General features: G+C 66.9%; 18 protein-coding genes and 1 pseudogene. 1 reads left to right on the top strand and 18 read right to left on the bottom strand.

The features are described from left to right. The 8 genes from AX702_RS00110 to AX702_RS00075 all read right to left on the bottom strand — a co-directional run. A partial coding sequence (locus AX702_RS00110; RefSeq protein WP_197420443.1) for a flagellar hook-length control protein FliK occupies positions 1-1,666 on the bottom strand: 1,666 nt, incomplete at its 3' end. Between the two features lie 41 nt (positions 1,667-1,707). After that, the gene (locus AX702_RS00105) at positions 1,708-2,136 is read right to left on the bottom strand and encodes a hypothetical protein (protein ID WP_066774791.1); all 429 of its coding nucleotides are present in this window, start codon (positions 2,134-2,136) and stop codon (positions 1,708-1,710) included. Then, complete coding sequence (locus tag AX702_RS00100) at positions 2,129-3,457, bottom strand: FliI/YscN family ATPase (RefSeq protein WP_066774788.1); 1,329 nt, start codon at positions 3,455-3,457, stop codon at positions 2,129-2,131. Before AX702_RS00100 ends, AX702_RS00105 begins: the two co-directional genes overlap by 8 nt. Before the next feature lie 94 nt (positions 3,458-3,551). Beyond that, positions 3,552-4,286: a FliH/SctL family protein gene (locus tag AX702_RS00095; protein ID WP_066774781.1), complete on the bottom strand. Its 735-nt coding sequence runs from the start codon at positions 4,284-4,286 to the stop codon at positions 3,552-3,554. Next, positions 4,279-5,289 (bottom strand): flagellar motor switch protein FliG, encoded by a 1,011-nt coding sequence (fliG, locus tag AX702_RS00090; RefSeq protein WP_082745886.1) that lies wholly within the window; start codon positions 5,287-5,289, stop codon positions 4,279-4,281. Before fliG ends, AX702_RS00095 begins: the two co-directional genes overlap by 8 nt. Continuing rightward, positions 5,286-6,980, bottom strand: a complete 1,695-nt coding sequence (fliF, locus tag AX702_RS00085) for a flagellar basal-body MS-ring/collar protein FliF (RefSeq protein WP_066774777.1) — start codon at positions 6,978-6,980, stop codon at positions 5,286-5,288. The genes fliG and fliF overlap by 4 nt, the downstream gene beginning before the upstream one ends. Before the next feature lies 1 nt (position 6,981). Then, complete coding sequence (gene fliE / locus AX702_RS00080) at positions 6,982-7,344, bottom strand: flagellar hook-basal body complex protein FliE (protein WP_066774774.1); 363 nt, start codon at positions 7,342-7,344, stop codon at positions 6,982-6,984. Beyond that, positions 7,341-8,621, bottom strand: a complete 1,281-nt coding sequence (locus tag AX702_RS00075; protein WP_066774771.1) for a sigma-54 interaction domain-containing protein — start codon at positions 8,619-8,621, stop codon at positions 7,341-7,343. Before AX702_RS00075 ends, fliE begins: the two co-directional genes overlap by 4 nt. 383 nt (positions 8,622-9,004) lie before the next feature. Here AX702_RS00075 and AX702_RS00070 point away from each other — a divergent pair, with 383 nt between their 5' ends. Beyond that, a complete protein-coding gene (locus tag AX702_RS00070) occupies positions 9,005-9,883 on the top strand; it encodes a flagellin N-terminal helical domain-containing protein (protein WP_066774763.1) in 879 nt (292 codons plus the stop codon). Between the two features lie 133 nt (positions 9,884-10,016). Here AX702_RS00070 and AX702_RS00065 read toward each other — a convergent pair whose 3' ends face one another. The 10 genes and pseudogenes from AX702_RS00065 to AX702_RS22305 all read right to left on the bottom strand — a co-directional run. Beyond that, positions 10,017-10,502 (bottom strand): DUF4142 domain-containing protein, encoded by a 486-nt coding sequence (locus tag AX702_RS00065; RefSeq protein WP_231731665.1) that lies wholly within the window; start codon positions 10,500-10,502, stop codon positions 10,017-10,019. Positions 10,503-10,631: 129 nt separating this feature from the next. Then, the gene (locus tag AX702_RS00060; RefSeq protein WP_066774759.1) at positions 10,632-11,234 is read right to left on the bottom strand and encodes a DUF1989 domain-containing protein; all 603 of its coding nucleotides are present in this window, start codon (positions 11,232-11,234) and stop codon (positions 10,632-10,634) included. Beyond that, positions 11,227-11,934: a guanitoxin biosynthesis heme-dependent pre-guanitoxin N-hydroxylase GntA gene (gene gntA, locus AX702_RS00055; RefSeq protein ID WP_066774757.1), complete on the bottom strand. Its 708-nt coding sequence runs from the start codon at positions 11,932-11,934 to the stop codon at positions 11,227-11,229. Before gntA ends, AX702_RS00060 begins: the two co-directional genes overlap by 8 nt. A gap of 103 nt (positions 11,935-12,037) precedes the next feature. Then, entirely contained in the window at positions 12,038-12,784 is a 747-nt protein-coding gene (locus AX702_RS00050; RefSeq protein ID WP_066774755.1) for a sigma-70 family RNA polymerase sigma factor, read from the bottom strand. After that, positions 12,781-14,880, bottom strand: coding sequence for a flagellar biosynthesis protein FlhA (flhA, locus tag AX702_RS00045; protein ID WP_066774752.1), 2,100 nt, complete (start codon positions 14,878-14,880; stop codon positions 12,781-12,783). The genes AX702_RS00050 and flhA overlap by 4 nt, the downstream gene beginning before the upstream one ends. A 4-nt stretch (positions 14,881-14,884) precedes the next feature. Beyond that, positions 14,885-15,754 (bottom strand): transglycosylase SLT domain-containing protein, encoded by an 870-nt coding sequence (locus AX702_RS00040; protein ID WP_066774749.1) that lies wholly within the window; start codon positions 15,752-15,754, stop codon positions 14,885-14,887. A gap of 80 nt (positions 15,755-15,834) precedes the next feature. After that, a complete protein-coding gene (locus AX702_RS00035) occupies positions 15,835-16,146 on the bottom strand; it encodes a hypothetical protein (protein ID WP_066774747.1) in 312 nt (103 codons plus the stop codon). Continuing rightward, on the bottom strand, positions 16,133-16,411 hold the full coding sequence (gene flgM, locus AX702_RS00030) for a flagellar biosynthesis anti-sigma factor FlgM (RefSeq protein ID WP_066774745.1): 279 nt from the start codon (positions 16,409-16,411) through the stop codon (positions 16,133-16,135). The genes AX702_RS00035 and flgM overlap by 14 nt, the downstream gene beginning before the upstream one ends. 69 nt (positions 16,412-16,480) lie before the next feature. After that, positions 16,481-16,981 (bottom strand): flagella basal body P-ring formation protein FlgA, encoded by a 501-nt coding sequence (locus tag AX702_RS00025; RefSeq protein ID WP_066774743.1) that lies wholly within the window; start codon positions 16,979-16,981, stop codon positions 16,481-16,483. Beyond that, positions 16,978-17,237, bottom strand: a pseudogene (locus AX702_RS22305) (hypothetical protein); the annotation flags it as partial. The gene AX702_RS00025 and the pseudogene AX702_RS22305, both read right to left, overlap by 4 nt.

Here is a 17,237-nt window from a genome sequence, read left to right as displayed (position 1 = left end):
GCGCGGCCTCGTCTTGCGCCGCGACGCGCCCAGCCCGATTGGTGGAAAGCGGCGCCGACGAGGGCGCGCGCTGCTGCTGCTGCTGCTGTCCGCCATCGCCCTGCCCGCCATGACCGACCTGCCCCGCCTGTGCGGAAAGCTTCAGGCCCTTTGCCTCGGCCAGCTCGGCCAGCTTGGGCTGTGCGTCGGCGAGCAACTGACGCGTTTCGGCCTGCTGCGCGTTGAAGTGGACCGCGACGGCATCACCATCGCGCCGCAAGGTCACGTCGATCGTGCCGAGCTTGTCCGGCACCAGGCGGATGCTGGTATCCACAGCGTTCATCGCATCGCGCAGCGTTTCGATCCGCTCGATCATCTTCGTCGGCCATGCCTCATGCGCCATGTCGAGCGCGGCATGGCGCATGCCTTCGATCGCACCCACGGCATGGGGCGCCACGTCAGTGGTCGGCACGACACCGGCGATCAGCACGTCCGCCGGACTGGCCGGACGGTCATCACGCGCGGCGCGATGAATGGCGGCAGCGAACACCTGAGCGGCCGGCGCAACCTGCCCTGCGGCGACCAGCTGAGCCGCCGGTGCGGCTTGAAGAACGCCACCGCCCGCGACGGAAAGCGTCGGAGGCACCACGGGCCGATCCTTGCCGGCGCTTGTCGCCGTCGGCACTTCGCCGCGAACGAGCGGCACCTGCACCTGCGGTAAATCCGGCTTCGGCTTCGTAGCGCCGGATGATTCAGGCATGCCGATGCGCTCGGAAGCCGGGGGCAAAACCGGCGTTGTCACCACCGGTTGCGGCAACGGGGACGGGGCGGACGCCACCGGCGCGCGCGCCTCTGCACCGTCGGCGGCCGCGAGGTCCTGTTGCACCATCACCGGCGTCGCAGCTTCTGCGGCCTGGGGTGTCATCGGCAACCCGGCAGAAGGGACAATGGTGGCAGGCCGGGTACCCATCGCGATCGCGCCGACTGGTTCTGCGTTCACCGGAGCGGCGCCGGGTACGGCAGGCTCAAGTCCAGACACCGGCAATGCCAGGCTGCGCACGGGGGCGATTTCCTCGCCGGCAACGGACACGGACGCTAACAGCGCCGAAGGAGTGGCTGCGATGATGGTGCTCACGACCTCCGCCTCGCCACGGACCACCGCCGGTACCACGACATCACCGTGCGAAACTGTCTCGCCTGGTGCAGAATTTTCGGCCAGCGCGATGGACGAATACGGCTCGAGGCTCGTGGACGCCGCGTCGGCAAGCGGCTGCCCCAAGCCCGGAAGCGGCTCAAGCCTGTCGGCAGCCATAAGCGGCGCGGGAAACGGCGCCGGCGTCAGCGGCGCACTTGTCACTTGCGCGGCCACCGTGCCACCAACGGGCGCCATCTCCTCGACACCGGGCTGCACAGGCGGCGGACAGGTGACCAGCCAGACGGGAGGCGTGATCCAGCCGGCGACCGCCGCTTCCTCACCCTCGGCCAGCTCCTTGCCGGGTGTTGCCGGCAAGTTGCTGCCGCTTTCGCCATCACCTTGCCGCGGCATGACGGGCGCCACACCGGCCGGCAGCAACGCCGCAAAATCGACCGCAGCATTGGCAACGCCGGGCACAATACCCGCCACGCTTGGCACGCCCGGAATCCCCGGTATCGCCGGAATGTTGGAAAGAACGGGAATGGGCAGCATGGCGGTGGTCGGAATCTCGTCGCTTTGGTCCGACCAACCGTTTAGCAAGGATCGTGCCGAACCGTTCGCGTGATCGGGCGGGTGGGCGGCGCATCCTGCAGCGCACGAATGGCACGCAGCGCCGCCTCCGCCTCGCCCCGGGCGATCAGCTTCTCGACAGCGCTCTGGTCGCGCTTCGCCGAGCGGGTGGCTTCCGCCGCGCGATCCGCCTCGACGGCCGCGTTGCGGACGCGATTTTCAACCACTTCGGCGTTGCGGTGCAGCTTTTCCCGGTAGTGCGCCATGGCGGCGAAGGAGACGGCAGCGCCCGTGCCTTGCCCCGGCGTAACGGCGGAGGCGAGCTGGGCAATGCGCTGCGACAGCGCGGTTTCGCTGGCGACCTGTTCATGCGCGCGTGTTTCCGCCGCGCGCGCCATGCCAAGCTGAAGCGTGCGGACGCGATGCAGCCGCTGCAGCTTCTTGTTATCCATCGCCGAACACGCCGGTCAGCTCCATCACCGCATCATCCAGCGAGACGCTGGCGTCGGCGTCCTGGCGGATGAATTCCATGACGGCCGGGTGATAGGCGATCGCCGCGTCGATCGCGGGATCGGCACCTGCGCGATAGGCGCCCATCAGCACCAGGTCGCGGTTTTCCTCATAGGTCGCGAGATGGCGGCGCAGCACACGCGCGGCCTGGACGTGCGGCTTTCCAGCAATGTCGGTCATCACGCGGCTGACCGATTTCGACACGTCGATCGCGGGATAAACGGCATGTTCGGCCAGCGCACGGCTCAGCACGATATGGCCGTCTAGGATCGAGCGGGCGGAATCGACCACCGGATCATTGCCGTCGTCGCCGTCCGCCAGCACCGTATAGATCGCGGTGATTGCGCCGCCGGTGTTCACATCGGTACCGGCGCGTTCGATAAGGTTGGGCAGCATGGCGATGGCCGACGGCGGATAGCCGCGCGCGGAAGCGGGCTCGCCCAGCGCAAGGCCGATCTCACGACCGGCATGGGCGACGCGGGTCAGCGAATCCATGATCAGGAGCACGTTCTTGCCCTCGTCGCGGAACGCCTCGGCGATGGCGGTCGCGCGCAGCGCCCCGCGGATGCGCAGCACCGGCGAGTGGTTGGCCGGCACGGCGACCACCACCGAACGCTTGCGCGCCTCGCCCGCCACCTTGGTTTCGAGGAAGTCGGCGACTTCGCGGCTTCGCTCGCCGATCAGGCCGATGACGATCACGTCGGCCTTGGCCGCACGCACCATCATGCCAAGCAGCACCGACTTGCCGACGCCGGAACCGGCCATGATGCCAACGCGCTGCCCCTTGCCGATCGTCAGCAGGCCGTTGATCGCGCGCACGCCGACGTCCAGCGGCTCCAGCACGCGGCCGCGATCGAGCGGCGACTGGAGCTTGCCGGCAAGCGGCCAGCGCGTTGCCCCGCGGATCGGCCCCAGCCCGTCGATGGGATGGCCGGCACCATCGACCACCCGGCCAAGCAGCGCATCGCCCACCTCTGCCTCGCCCGGCGCACCGGTCGGGCGAACCGGCATCTGCGGCAGCAGCGCGGCCGGCCCGCCAAGGTTCATCAGCAGCGTGCGGCCGTTGCGAAAGCCGATCACCTCGGCCTCCACGCCAACGGCCGCGTCCCCGATGCGACACACCGTCCCGACCGGCAGCGTCAGGCCGACCGCCTCCATCAACAGGCCATCATAGGAGGCAAGCCGACCGGCAACCTTGGGTGCGGGCCGGAAATCGGCATTGCCCAGCGCGTCGAGGTAATCGGCGGTGAAGCGATTGAGCATCTGCGACCTTTGGTGAAATCACTCCCGGTGAGGCCGGGATCCAGTTGCGAGCGCCAGGAGAAATCCCGCGGATTGCCGGGACGGCGCCCGACCGTCAGCCGTTGGGTACGGCAACCTTGTCGAGCGCGCGGGTCAGCTGTTCCAGCCACAGCTCCGGCCCATCCTCGACGATGGTCGAGGCGGCCTCAAGGATGAAGCTGCCGCGGGCGAGATTGCCGTCACCGACCGCAAAGATCGTCTCCGGCAACCGGCCTTCGAGCAGCGGCACGTCAGCCGGATGGACGCGCAGGATCGCACTTTCCGACGCATCGGCCAGCAGGTCCGACGCCGCTTCGACACGGCCGGCAAGCAAATCGGCGGAAATGCCAGCCTCGCCGACCAGCCGGGTGACGAGATGAAGAACCGTTTGGCGAAGCTGCCGCGCAATGCGCTCGCGATCGATCCGCTCATCGGATTTCAGCGCGGCGGCGATACCCTCGATCAGCGCCAGATCGCGCTGCGCCAAGGCCTCATGCTCGGCTCGCGCGGCGGCATAGCCGGCGTCGAACCCGGCCTGGTGCGCCTCCGCCAGCGGGTCGATCGCCGGCCCCTCGGCCATCGCCGCCGCAACCGGATCGAGCGTTGGCGGCTCGGGCTCAGATGCGGACGCCGCATTCGGCGACAGATGCGGTTCCGGTGACGCCGAAAAGGCCTCTTCGATGCGGGCGATCAGGTCACCGGGCGCGAAGCCGGCGGGCCGATCGGCGAAGACTCGCTGCAGCCGGACCGCCGCATCGTCCTGACGCGGCGCAAAGCCGGCGACGAACACATTTGCCGCTGCCTCAGACATAATCGTCCTCGCCCCCGCCCATCATGATCGTGCCGTCTTTCGCCAGGTTGCGCGCGATCGCGATGATCGCCTTCTGCGCTTCCAGCACTTCGCTGAGCTTCATCGGCCCGCGTGCTTCCATCTCGTCGCGGATACCGTCCGCGGCGCGCGCCGACATGCAGCCGAGGAAGCGACCGCGCGCCGCCTCGTCCACGCCCTTCAGCGCACGGGTCAGGATGTCGCCGTCGATATTGCGGATCAACGTGCCAAGGTTCTTGTCGTCCATGTCGAGCAGATTGTCGAAGACGAACATCGCCTCCTCGATCTGCTTTGCCGTTTCCTTGTCGAGCTTGAACAGCTTGGGCATCACGCGCTGCTCGGTCGCCTTGCGCGCGCCCTGAAGGATCTTGGCCGCCTCGCGCGTGCCGCCCAGCTTCACCTGCGTGCCCTGGGCAGCGCTCACCGCGCGGCTGCCGATCATGGTCTTCAGCGTTTCCACCGCCTCCGGCGTGATCGGGCCAAGCTTCGCGATACGGTGCAGGATCTCGGGCTGCGCGGCATCGGGCAGCAGTTCCAGCACCTGCGCGCCGATCGACGGATCAAGGTTTGCGATCAGCAGGGCGCAGACCTGCGGATGCTCCTTCTCGATCATCGCGGCGATGTCCGTGGCGTCGAGCCAGTCGAGCAGCTCGATCTCGCACGCCGCCTCGGGCGGGGTAATGCGGGCGAGAACGCTCTCGGCCTTTTCCTGGCCAAGCGCGCGGTGCATCACCGCCTCGATCTTGGGCTTCGGATCAAAGGTGATGCCGGTGCGCTCGCGCGCACGGCCCACGAAGTCGTCAAGCACGCCCTCCACGTCCGCCTCGCTGACGTCCGCGACGGTGTACATGGCCCGGCCAAGCTCGCGCACCTCGTCGGGCTCCAGCTTTTGGAGGATCGCCGCAGCTTCCTCTTCGCCGACCAGCATCATCAGCACCGCGGCACGCTCGGTGCCGGTAAAGGTGCGAAGCGCGACGTCGGTCACTGCGCGCTCGCCTTCATCATGTCACGCACGGCCAGCGCGGCGCGGGCGGGATTGTCACGGGTGAAGCCGCGCACCTTGCCGATCCGCTCATCATAATTGCGGCTCGCCTCGATCTCGTCGAGCGTCACCGGTGGCGTGACGGCGATCTCGGCGCGAAGGGCAGCGCCCTCCCCGTCTTCGCCACCGCCGTCGGCGGAAAGGCCGAGCGCGCCACGCACCGGCGCTTCTGCTTCTTCCTTCTTCTTCATCAGCGCCTTGGCAAGCGGGCGCACGCCAAGCAGCAGCACCAGCAGCGCGATGACGATCGCGGTGACATTGCGCGCAATCACCGGCATCCAGCTGTTGTCATACCATGCCGGGCCGTCGCTGCCCGCTTCCGCCTCACCGGCGAACTTGCGGCTGATAACGGTGACCTGATCGTTGCGCGCCTGGTCATAGCCGACCGCGGAGCGGACCAGCTCGGTGATCTGGTTGATCTCCATCGCGGTGCGCTTGCCCTTCTCCGGCTCGCGCAGCAGCACCGCGACCGAGAGGCGCTTGACCCCGCCTGGTGCGGCGCGCGTCACGGAAACTTCGCGGCCGAGATCATAGGACCGGGCGAACTGGTCGGATTGCTTGTTGGGATTGGGTGCGGGGCCACCGGGAACGGCCTGAACCGGGCGGCCATCGGCACCAAGCGCAGCCTGCGGCTGCTGCAGCGTGGCGGCGGGCGGCGGCGTGTTGCTGAGCGCACCGGGGATCCCGCCGGGCGCCTGGCCATCCGCTGCCTGCGTGCCGGTCCAATTGCCGGTCTCGGCGCGCAGCGCGCCTTCCTTGTCATAGCTTTCGCGGGTGGCCTGCGTCTCGTCCATGTTGACGTCGGCCTGCACCTCGGCGGTGAAGTTGCCCGCGCCGACAAGCGGCGTGAGCAGCTGCATCAGCTGCGTGCGATACTTTTCCTCTACCTGCTGCTGCAGAGCGATGCGCTGCTCGGTGCCGCTCTGCCCCTTGCCGCCCGCCTTGGAGAGCAGGCCGCCCATCTGATCGACGATCGTCACCGCCTCCGGCTTCATGCCCGGAACGGAGGAAGCAACAAGGTTGATGATCGACTGGACCTGCGCTTCGCTGAGCGCACGGCCACCCTGCAGCTTCACCACCACGGAGGCGGAAGGCTGGGCATTGTCGCGCACGAACACGCTCGCCTCCGGCATGGCGAGATGTACGCGCGCCTCGGTGACGACGTCGATTTCCTGGATCGACCGCGCCAGCTCGGTCTCGCGCGCCTGGCGCAGGCGCTCACCCTCCACGGCGCGGCTGACACCCATCGGCAGTTGATCGAGGATCGCATAGCCGCCCGGCGCCGCCTTGGGCAGGCCCTGTCCGGCAAGCAGCAGACGGGCGCGGGAATAATCTTCCTCGTTCACCGTCACGGCATCGGTCGCGTCGTCGATGTGGCTGTCGATGCTGGCAGCGGTCAGCGCCTGGGTGACGGCCGCCTTGTCGGCATCGGGCAGGCCCGAATAAAGCGTCTTCTGCGGCGCTCCGGACAGCGCGGACCAAGCAAGCGCGGAAGCGCCGATCAGGCTGACCATCAGCGCCATCGGGCCGGCGCGGCGAACCGCGGGCTGCGCGAAGACACCCTGGATCTGCTTCAGCGGATTGGCGAAGCGTTCCGGGATGACAGCGTTCGAAGGGGCAAGTGCGTTAGCCATATCAGACCGGCATGCTCATGATGTCCTTGTACGCGGACAGGATCTTGTTGCGGACTTGCAGCGTCGCCTCGAAGCCGACCGACGCCTCCTGGCGGGCGAGCATCACCTTGGCGATGTCCACCGTTTCGCCGCGCTCATAGGCTTCGGAAAGTGCCGATGCCTTGTTCGCCTGATTGTTCACCGACTGGAGCGCGGTCTCCATCGTCGCGGCGAAGCTGCCGGCCTGCTGTGCGCCGGACGCGGGCGCACTTGGCGCCGCCGCCACCGTTGCGTTCGCCCGGCTCAGCGCGGCGTTACGCTCCAGGATCTGGGCACGAAGCGCCATCACCCGGTCGATCCCGCCTACACCACCAACACCACTCATGCCGTCAGTCTCCGATCATGCGGCGCGGCGATTTCCTCGCCTTGCTCGCGTGCCTTCGCGAGACGGTAACGCAAGGTTCGTTCCGAAATGCCGAGACGGCGCGCAGTTTCGATACGATTTCCGCCGCACGCCTTCAAAGTCTCCCGGATTGCGGCAAATTCGGAGAGCTGAACGACCGCGCCAAGCGTGCCGGAAGCGGCGGCTGCCGGCTCGCTCGCGAACACCGCGGGGCGCGGGGCGCTGGCGCGATCGAACACGATATGCTCGGCCTCGATCGTATCGCCGCCGCAGAACAGCAGCGCGCGCTGGATCACATTCTCCAGCTCGCGGACATTGCCCGGCCAGTCATGACCGGTCAGCTTGGCGACCGCCTCGTGCGAGGGCCAGGGCACGACCGCGCGCGATCCGGCATGGCGCAGGATCATGGTGGCGGCGAGCGCCGGCACGTCCTGCGCGCGTTCCGCCAGCGCCCGCGTGGTCAGCGGAAACACCGACAGGCGGTAATAAAGGTCCGAGCGGAAGCGTCCGGCGGCAACCTCTTCCTGCAGATCGCGGTTGGCGCAGGCCACCACCCGAACGTCGATCGGCACCGGATGGGTCGCGCCGATCGGCACCACTTCGCGCTCCTGGAGCACGCGCAGCAGCTTGGCCTGGAGTGGAAGCGGCATTTCCGCCACTTCGTCGAGCACGATGGTGCCGCCGTTCGCCGCGCGGAAAAAACCGTCGCCGCCAGATGACGCCCCGGTGAAGCTGCCCTTCACATGGCCGAACAGCATGGCCTCCAGCATGGTTTCCGGCAATGCCGCGCAATTGATGGCGATGAATGGGCCGTCACGACGCGTCGAATTGCGGTGGATGGCGCGGGCCAGCACTTCCTTGCCCGTGCCCGTCGGACCATTGATCAGCACGGTGATATCGGCTTCCGCCACCCGCTCGGCGAGCGCGTAGAGCGCCAGGCTCTCCGGGTCGGCAGCGGTCGGCAGTTCCGGGCCGCCGGCCAGCGCCCGGACAAAGGCGTTGCCGACCACGGCATCGGCGTGATCGAACGTCAGCCGTGCCGGCGCGCCATCGCGGAACGGCACAATCTTGCGCTCCCCGCGGCCCAGCACGACGGTGCGCGACGGCACGGGCGATGCCTCGCCCTCCGTCACCAGCCACGCCGTGTCGCCCTGCGGGCGGCCCGTCGGCGCAGTCGTGGAAAAGCCTTGCGCCCGCAAAGAGGAAACCAGAGCAACATGGGCATCAGCAACCATTTTGGATGGAACGACCGCGCGCATTCAAACTTCCCCTGTGAACGATTCCGTCCGTAGTGGTTCATTGGTTAACGGCCTGTTTAACCGGCAGCCGCCCGGCGGAATTCTGCCGGCACGTTGCCGCGCCACCACAAGGGACGCGGGCGCGCGCAGGGGAGCTCATGGATCGGGGCAGCGGCTTGCCGGCCGGCGGCAGAATCCGGCCAAGATTTGCCGGTTACCGGCCGGTCTGCTCCGGCAGGCGCATCGGATCGGCCGAAATCGCGTCGGATCGGCCAAAACAATGCCGTCCGCCGCGTCGATCAAAAAACGCTAAACCCCTGCGCCAGCCTGCCGTTTCGTAGCTCGACGGCTCGGCCCTCCGCTCTGGGGGCGGCGGGAGACCGTAGGCACAAAGGAACGAACCCATGACCGTTATCAACAGCAACATCTCGTCGCTGCGCGCCAGCAACGCGTCGGCGAAGGCTCAGACCGCTCTCTCGACCGCCATGGAACGCCTGTCGACCGGCAAGCGCATCAACTCGGCCAAGGACGACGCCGCGGGTCTCGCCATCGCCAGCTCGATGACCGCCCAGATCCGCGGCATGAACCAGGGCATCCGCAACGCCAACGACGGCATCTCGATGGCGCAAGCGGCAGAAGGCGCGTTGGACGAGGTCGGCAACATGCTGCAGCGCATGCGCGAACTTGCCACCCAAGCTTCTTCGGGCACCTACAGCGATGACGACAAGAGCAACATGCAGAAGGAAGTCGATGCTCTGCAAACGCAGATTACCAGCATCATCGATAATACGAAGTTCAACGGCGTCGCACTGTTTGACAAAGCTAAGGCGGCTTCTGCGGCCGACCTTGATGAGATCGACATTCAGGTCGGTGCGACAAAGGACGATACTGTCTCGATGAAGCTCGGCGGCCTGCTGGACGTGGACACGCTGGTTGCGGGCGCAGCAAAGCTTGATCTTTCCGCTGCGGGTTTCTCGGCCGACACTGTCCTTGGCGATGGTAAGACATCCGGCGCAACGGCCGGCACGATTGACAAGGCACTTGGTGCTATCGCGACGGTCCGCGCCAGCCTGGGTGCTTCGCAGAGCCAGCTTGAGTCGGCGGTCAACAACATGACGACCAACGCCACCAACCTGTCGGACGCCCGCAGCCGCATCGAAGACGCTGACTTCTCGGCCGAATCGACCAACCTCGCCAAGGCCCAGATCCTCAGCCAGGCGTCGACCGCGATGCTGGCGCAGGCCAATCAGTCGCAGCAGGGCGTGATGAAGCTTCTCGGCTAAGCCGAGAGCGGCACCGGCACCGCCCCCATCTGGGTGCCGGTGCCACTGCGCAGGAACGCACGAACGGCCGGTTCCGCATGGAGCCGTGCCGCGCAAGAACCCCGGTCGCCAATTGGCGGCCGGGGTTTTCGCATCACATGGCGTTCAGCATGTCCAAATGGTGCTTCACCACCGGGGCAGTCTTTGCGGCGACCGTCTTCAGGGGCGCGGCGCTACCGGACTGGGCATATGCCGAGTGCAGCGCCAACGCCTTCTGATGCGCCGTCTTCTGCTGCGTGACGTACAACTGATCGCGTGCCGCGCCGCTCGCCTGGCGCAGTTCAGCGACCATGCGCGACTGTTCCGGCTCGAGCGCCGGCGGCGGCGGCGTGAGGCCAGCCTGCTTGGCGGCCATCTTCACGTCGTTCGTGCTCTTGGTGTGATCCTTGACCATCATCTGAGCGAATTCGCGCACCTTTGCGTTCTTGCTCGTCTGCAGCACCAGATTGCTGGACGTGCGCTCGTAAAGATCGCTCGCCCCTGCCTTTTTCACGAAATCCGAAGGCGATGTCGCCTGCGCCACGGCAGGACCGGCAATGACCATTGCGGCGACCATGGCAAAACTCGATACTAGCTTCACTTGCATCCTCCTGCGATCAACAGCACTCGATCCGGAAAGGACTTTCCCGGCCAAGGGCAGTGCTTGCCGAACATTAGGGACGCAGGCGAGTTCCGCTCAGCTTACAACAACTGATATAAATCAACTACTTTACGCCGCATCGCCCGCCACGATGCGATAATCGATCGGCTTGAAGCTTCCGCCGTTGGACGAATAAGCGGAACAGGCCGTCAGGCCGATGACGAGGTCCATGGCCGCGCGGAACACGATCTTGTCGCCCGCCTTGCTGATCGGCGGCAGCACTTCGAGCTTCCCCGTTTCGCCATTCACCGGCACGTTCATGAAGCAGTTGAACGCGCATGGGATCATGTCTTCGGTGATGCCGTAAGGCGCCAGCGCCTCGGCGAGGTTGCCGAAGCAGCCGCGATGAAGCGGCTTGTCAGGATAGAAATGCCGGAACGTGTCGTAGCTGCACGGCGTCAGCAGGAAATCGTGGCGGCCGACATCATCGGCGACGATTTCCAGCATGGCACGCGACCGGTTGGAATAAAGCGTATGCCCGGTCGTGAGATAGATCGTCTCGGCATAATCGAACGTGCGCCCCGAAGAGATCGCCTCTCCCATGTCATCGGCGTTGAAGGCCAGCAGGTCCGACACCTGCACGCCCTTCGGATCGATCACCTCCAGCAGCGCGCCCTTTGGCAGCCGAAATGCCGTGCCGCTACGCTCCGGTATACGGATCGCCTCAGTCATTCTGGCCGTGATAGTGGAAGGGGCAGGTCCAGGTCTCGTCCACGGCGCGGCCGCTATATTGCCGCGCCTCGCTCGCCTCGCCGTGCCGGGCGAGCATCGGATTACGCGTACCGGCAAGCGCCTCGTCGCGCACCAGGATCTTTTCGCGCATGCTCTCATACAGGCCGTCCGCACGCAGCCGTTCGAACTGGTCGTGCAGGTTGAAGACCAGCGCCGGCTTGGCGAAGCGGCGCGCCGGGCGGCTGGAATTGGGGTGCAGGCCGACGACGAAGAACGCCTCGCCGCCAAAGCTCAGCGAAAAGTGCACATCCTCGGGATCGGGGCTGACGCGCGCGTCATATTCCTGGCCGCGCCACACGTCCTTGTCGGACAGCGATTGAATGCGGGCCCACAGCGCCTTCTCGAACTCCGCCTCGCTCAGCGTGTCGGGGCCGTTGAAGACCACGGCGAAGCTTCGATAGAGCGCCGGCTCTTCGCGATAGGCCTCGGCAAAGCGCATCAGACCGTCGTGGATGCGCAGGTCATCCCAGCCACTGTCGATGCGATTGCAGGCGAGGACGTTGAGCGTTCCCTTGGCCAAGGCGGCCTTGGCGCCGACGCAGGGGAAGAGGCGATCCTGGACATGATCCTGGAGCAGCCGCTCGAAGCGGTCCTGATCCTCATGGCGCCAGGGGAACAGGGGTGTCTGGGGCTGTGGCATGGGCCCGGTTTACGCGTGAGGGGTACCGTCCGTTCCCGGGATTCAGTTTGATCTGCGTTAGATGCGCCCGTCTGCCGCGCCCCTTCCTGCTCGCCTCAGGCGCTCAGCCGCGCAGCATCGCCTTCTTCAGTCGTGCATGGGCGGAAGACTTGATCTGGCAGACGCGCGCAGCGCCGACGCCAAGCACCGCGCCGATCTCCTCCAGGTTCAGTTCTTCGGCGTGATACAATTGGATCACCATCTGCTCGCGCTCCGGCAATGCGGCGATCGCGGCGACCAGGCGGTCACGCATCTGCCCTTCCGCCAGCTGGTCAAAGGCGCTCGGCTCGTCGCTGGCGAACCAGGGCTGATCATCGGCATAGACCTCATCGATTGAGTCGAACCGCAATGCCTCCGCGGTGGCATAATCGGCGCGCAGCTTGTCGATGCTGATCTCAAGGTTCGCGGCGATCTCGCCTTCCGACGGGGCGCGGCCGAGCTCCCCGGTCAGCGCCTTGATCGCGCCCTGATAGGCCCGGCGACGCTTGATCGCGCCGCGGGTCATCGCGGCATGACGGCGCAGCTCGTCAATCATCGCGCCGCGCAGCCGCGTGGCAAGATATTGCTTGAGCGTCACCTGCCCGCGATCCTCGAACGACGCGGCGGCCTCGACCAGCGCCACCAGGCCGACCTGCACAAGATCCTCCACCTCCACCGCGGTTGAGACGCTGCCATGGACGTGCCACGCCAGCCGGCGCACCAGCGGCAGATGTTCACGCACCAGCGCCCCCTCGTCACGCGCGCGCTGGCGCGGCGAATAGGTCAGCGGCGTCGCGTCGGCGAAGGCGGCACGCATCGGCATCGCGCTCATGCCGCCACCGCCATCTGCGGCTGGCCCGCGCCAATTGCCGGATGCGTATCGTTCGCGCCGATCACGGCGACGACTTCGACGGCCTTGTCCTCGGGGACTTCAAAGAAGCTCATGACGGGGGTGTCCGGCAGACAGGTTTTGACCAATTTGCGGATCGCGACACGGATCGCGGGCTGAACGACGAGCGCGAAGGGCTTGGCCTCGGCGATCATCGGCTGGGCGGCGCGCTGCAGCGCATCGACGATGCGGCGGCCAAGTTCGGGTTCGACGACATGGCGACGCGACGGATCGGCGCGCATCGCCTGGCCGAGCAGCCCTTCCAGGCCACCCTCCAGCGTCATCACGCGCAGCGGCTCGCGCACGCCGCACAATTTCTGGATGATGAGCGGCCCCAGTTCCGGGCGAATCAGCTCGACGATTTCCTCGGCATCCTGCGTGCGCTGCGCGACGACAGCGATGGCAGACGCGATGCGGCGGAATTCCTTCAAGGTGATGCCTTCGTTCAGCAGCGACTTCAGCACACTGGTGAGCGTCGTCAGCGACAGCGGCATGGGGCACAAGGATGCGACGAGCTGCGGGCTGCGCTCCTTCAGACCATCGAGCAGCGCCTGCACCTCGTCCGCGCCGAGCAGATCGGCCGAGTTCGCGCCCAACGCATGGTTCAGGTGCGTGGCGATCACGGTACCGCTGTCGACCACCAAATAACCAGCGCCCGTCGCCGCATCGGCGTCGCCCGGCGCGATCCAGGTCGCGTCGAGGCCGAAGGTCGGATCCTTCGCCTTCTTGCCCTGCAGCTCGCCGAAGCCGGTGCCGGTGTCGAGCGCCAGCATCTCGTCCGGCGACACCTGATCCTCGCCGACGACCACGCCGCCGACCAGCAGGCGATAGGTGTAGGGGGCAAGGTTGATATCGTCGCGCACCTTCACCTGCGGCACGACGAAGCCGAGTTCCTTGGACAGCTGGCGCCGCACGCCGGTGATCCGGCCCATCAGCGGCGCGCCCTTGCGCTCGTCGACCAGCGGCACAAGGCCATAGCCGATGTCGAGATTGACCATCATGCCGTCGGTCACTTCCTCCCAACCGATGCGCGACTGGTCGACCGGCTCGGGCGCAGCGACTTCCTCAACCGGCGCGGGGCGCTGCGCGATCTTGTTGAGCTTCCACGCGGCGAAGCCGGCGATGCCCGCGGCGGGCAGCAGCACCAGATGCGGCATGCCCGGCAGGATGCCGAGCAGGCCAAGGATGCCAGCCACCGGCGTCCAGGTGCGCGGGGAGCCGAACTGGCTACCAATCTGGCCGGCGAGATCCTTTTCGCTCGACACGCGCGTCACGATTGCGGCGGCGGCGATGGAAAGCATCAGCGCCGGAAGCTGCGCGACCAGCGCGTCGCCGATCGCCAGCAGCGTATAGGTCTTGGCGGCGTCGGCGATGGATAGGCCGTGGCTTACCGGACCCAGGATCAGGCCGCCGACGATGTTCGCCGCCAGGATCAAGATCGCGGCGATCGCGTCGCCCTTCACGAACTTGGACGAACCATCCATCGAGCCGTAGAAATCGGCTTCGGTGGATACTTCGACGCGGCGCTTCTTGGCATCCTCCGGCGTGATGAGGCCGGCGTTCAGATCGGCGTCGATCGCCATCTGCTTGCCGGGCAGCGCATCGAGCGTGAAGCGCGCAGACACTTCGGACACGCGCCCCGCGCCCTTCGTCACCACGATCAGGTTGATGATCATCAGGATCGCGAAGACGAAGATGCCGACGATATAGTCGCCGCCGATCAGGAAGCTGCCGAACGCCTCGATCACATGGCCGGCCGCTGCCTCGCCCTCATGTCCATGAACCAGCACGACGCGGGTCGACGCAACGTTGAGGCCAAGGCGGAACAGGGTCGTGAAGAGGAGAACGGTTGGAAAGGACGAGAAGTCGAGCGGCTTTTGCGCGTTCAGCGCAACCATCAGCACCGCGAGGCTGATCGCGATGTTGGCGACGAAGAACACGTCGAGCAGCGCCGCCGGGATCGGCACCACCATGACGAGCACGAGCAGCAGGATCGCGGCGGGCAGCGCCGCCTGGCGCGAGTTGGCGAGCAGCTTCATGCGATCAGGCCCCCATGCTCGCGAGCATCATATAGGCGAGCCGCGCATTGTCTGGGGAGGGGCGCAGCAGGTTGGCGGTCTGCACTCGTGCGGCGGGCGTGTCGCGCCCCATGGCGGCGCTTGCCCAGTTCATCGCATCGGCCGCGGACTGGTTCGCGCCGGTGATGACGGTGGCACCCTCCATGTCGAGCATCTGTGCGGCAAATTGCAGACGCGGCAAATCGTTGCCGGCATTGCCGGTGCTGCCGGCAGCGCCCGCCCCGCCGCCCAGCTTCGCGCCGAACCGTTCATACACTTCGGAAAGCGAGCGGGCGGAGCCATCGCGATTGAAGAAGACGTTGCGATTCGCGCCGGCAGCGGCGGGGAACATGCTGGCGGCGGTGCGGTCGGGCGACACTTGCATTGCCCGCAGGAACTGCTTGGCACCGCCCAGCCCCAGGAAATGCGCCATGTAGAGGTCGGTGCCCGTCGCTTCGCGGCCGAGGCTCGCCTCCAGCGCGTCCTTATTGTCGCTGGCATGTTCGGCCGCCATCAGGGAGGCGGCCTCGGGATTGTTGCGCAGGTCCAGGATCGCGCGGCGCATTCCCGGATCGCTCACGGTCAGGCGGCCGGAGGACGTACGCTGGATGCTGTTCGCGGCCCAGCCCATGCCGTGTTCGGCGCCATGATCCTTCACCACGGCAAGCCAGGATTGTTCAATGAACTGGTAGAGGCCGGTAGCCGAGGAGGTGCCGGCACGCGCGGAGGCGTTGAAGCCGCTCTCCACCTTGGCCTGACCCATCAGATAGTCGAAGTCGATGCCGGTACGGGCGGCGGCCTGCTTGATCGCAGACTGCACGCGCCCGGCGACGGTATAGACGGCGTTGATGGTCATCGTTGCTGTGCGCACTTCCCTGTTTCAGGAGTGCCATCAGCAAGAGGTGTGCCAATCCTCCCCGCCGCGGGGAGGGTCAGTTACGCGTAGGCCACGGGGCCGCGACGATAGGCATTGCCGCCCTCGCCGGTCAGAAGTTGCAGGCGGCGGCGGACATTTGCCGCCATCAGGTTCACATAGATGCGGCAGGTGTCGTTCAGCCGGTCTGCCTCGTCCGCCAGCTCGCGCAGCTCCGGCCCGGCCGGCCCGCCACCCATGCCGCGCAGCGCCTCGATGGCGGTAAGCTTCGCAGATGTCGCCTTTTCCAGCCCCGCCACGTCGTTGGTCTTCAGCGCGGTGATCTCGCTGTGCAGCGTTTCGATCACGCGGATCAGGGCGTCACGCCTTGTCATGCGACATCCATTCGTAGCGAGCTGCGATCAGCGCGTCCGCGATCTTGGTGGGGGAAAGAGGATAGCGGCCCTCGGCGATCGCCTGCTTGATGTCCTGGACGCGCTGAGCATCCACCGGAGCTGCCGTCGCCAGCTGGGCGGCAACGGTTGGCGCCGCCGCGGCCGCCGCCTGCTTCGTCACGCCCGCAGGCTGAGCCGGCGCGGCCACCCGCGTGACTGCGGAAACCTTCCGATCCGTGGGCTTGGCCCCTATTGAGTCGATCATGAAAACACCTGCTGCGCCTCGATCCCGACGGGATAAACGGCAGCGGCATTCCCCGCTTTAGGACTTTTTTCACTCAACCCATCCCGGCAGCGTCGCGCGGCCCGGCGCCAGCGCCACCGCCTGCACCGGCATCTTGCCGCTGTCGACGCGCACCATCAGCCGCTGGCCCTCCGCCGCATCGGCTAGGGCGATGCCTTCGCGCGTGATCGAGAAGCCGTCCGAACCCGCCTCGATCACCAGCGGATCGCCGCGCTTAATGATTTTTTCGGCCGCCGGCGCCGGTGCCGCCGCCGCGGCGCGCGCGACCACCGCCTGCTGTGCCGGCATCCGGATCGGAACGAACAGCCGCCACTCCGGCGAAGCGCAGGACACGACAACGGCGTCATGCGCGTCGGTCCGCCACGACAGGGCTACCGTCGGGCATTGCTTGAGTCGCAGCCGCCCGTCGATGGCGGCGCGCGGGCCGCCGTCCTCACCGATCGCCTTGCCGGCAAAGGCGGCAACCGCCTTGTCGAGCGCGGCGGTATCCTGATGGGGGGCGGCAGCAAGCGCCAGAGCGAGCGCGATCACATAGTATCTCCGGTGAACGACAGGGTAACCACTACCTGACGGCGCGACGGCCGGTCGGCAGTGACGATGACGAGGCGGCCGGGCGCGACGGTCGCAAGCGCCGCAGCAACCGCGCGGGCGCGATCCGCCGCGAGCACGGCAGCGCTGCGCGTGGCGGGATCGACGTCCGCCGACGAGCCATCGACCGACCCCGTGACACGCAGGGAAACGCGCGGATCACGGGCCGCCTCGCGCGCCCAGGCAAGCAGGGCATCGG

It is taken from the genome of Sphingomonas sp. CCH5-D11 (assembly GCF_001557395.1).
Taxonomy (GTDB): domain Bacteria; phylum Pseudomonadota; class Alphaproteobacteria; order Sphingomonadales; family Sphingomonadaceae; genus Sphingomonas.
This window is presented reverse-complemented; position numbering and strand designations above follow the sequence as displayed.

Bases quoted from the DNA above. Each gene is read 5' to 3' on its own strand.
- flhA (WP_066774752.1), bottom strand. From the start codon at position 14,880: ATGAAGCTGCTCGCCAACTCGCGCCAGGCGGCGCTGCCCGCCGCGATC.
- AX702_RS00100 (WP_066774788.1), bottom strand. From the start codon at position 3,457: ATGCTCAATCGCTTCACCGCCGATTACCTCGACGCGCTGGGCAATGCC.
- AX702_RS00060 (WP_066774759.1), bottom strand. From the start codon at position 11,234: ATGACTGAGGCGATCCGTATACCGGAGCGTAGCGGCACGGCATTTCGG.
- flgM (WP_066774745.1), bottom strand. From the start codon at position 16,411: ATGATCGACTCAATAGGGGCCAAGCCCACGGATCGGAAGGTTTCCGCA.
- fliF (WP_066774777.1), bottom strand. From the start codon at position 6,980: ATGGCTAACGCACTTGCCCCTTCGAACGCTGTCATCCCGGAACGCTTC.
- gntA (WP_066774757.1), bottom strand. From the start codon at position 11,934: ATGCCACAGCCCCAGACACCCCTGTTCCCCTGGCGCCATGAGGATCAG.
- AX702_RS00040 (WP_066774749.1), bottom strand. From the start codon at position 15,754: ATGACCATCAACGCCGTCTATACCGTCGCCGGGCGCGTGCAGTCTGCG.
- AX702_RS00035 (WP_066774747.1), bottom strand. From the start codon at position 16,146: ATGACAAGGCGTGACGCCCTGATCCGCGTGATCGAAACGCTGCACAGC.
- AX702_RS00075 (WP_066774771.1), bottom strand. From the start codon at position 8,621: ATGCGCGCGGTCGTTCCATCCAAAATGGTTGCTGATGCCCATGTTGCT.
- AX702_RS00095 (WP_066774781.1), bottom strand. From the start codon at position 4,286: ATGTCTGAGGCAGCGGCAAATGTGTTCGTCGCCGGCTTTGCGCCGCGT.
- fliE (WP_066774774.1), bottom strand. From the start codon at position 7,344: ATGAGTGGTGTTGGTGGTGTAGGCGGGATCGACCGGGTGATGGCGCTT.
- AX702_RS00070 (WP_066774763.1), top strand. From the start codon at position 9,005: ATGACCGTTATCAACAGCAACATCTCGTCGCTGCGCGCCAGCAACGCG.
- AX702_RS00050 (WP_066774755.1), bottom strand. From the start codon at position 12,784: ATGAGCGCGATGCCGATGCGTGCCGCCTTCGCCGACGCGACGCCGCTG.
- AX702_RS00105 (WP_066774791.1), bottom strand. From the start codon at position 2,136: ATGGATAACAAGAAGCTGCAGCGGCTGCATCGCGTCCGCACGCTTCAG.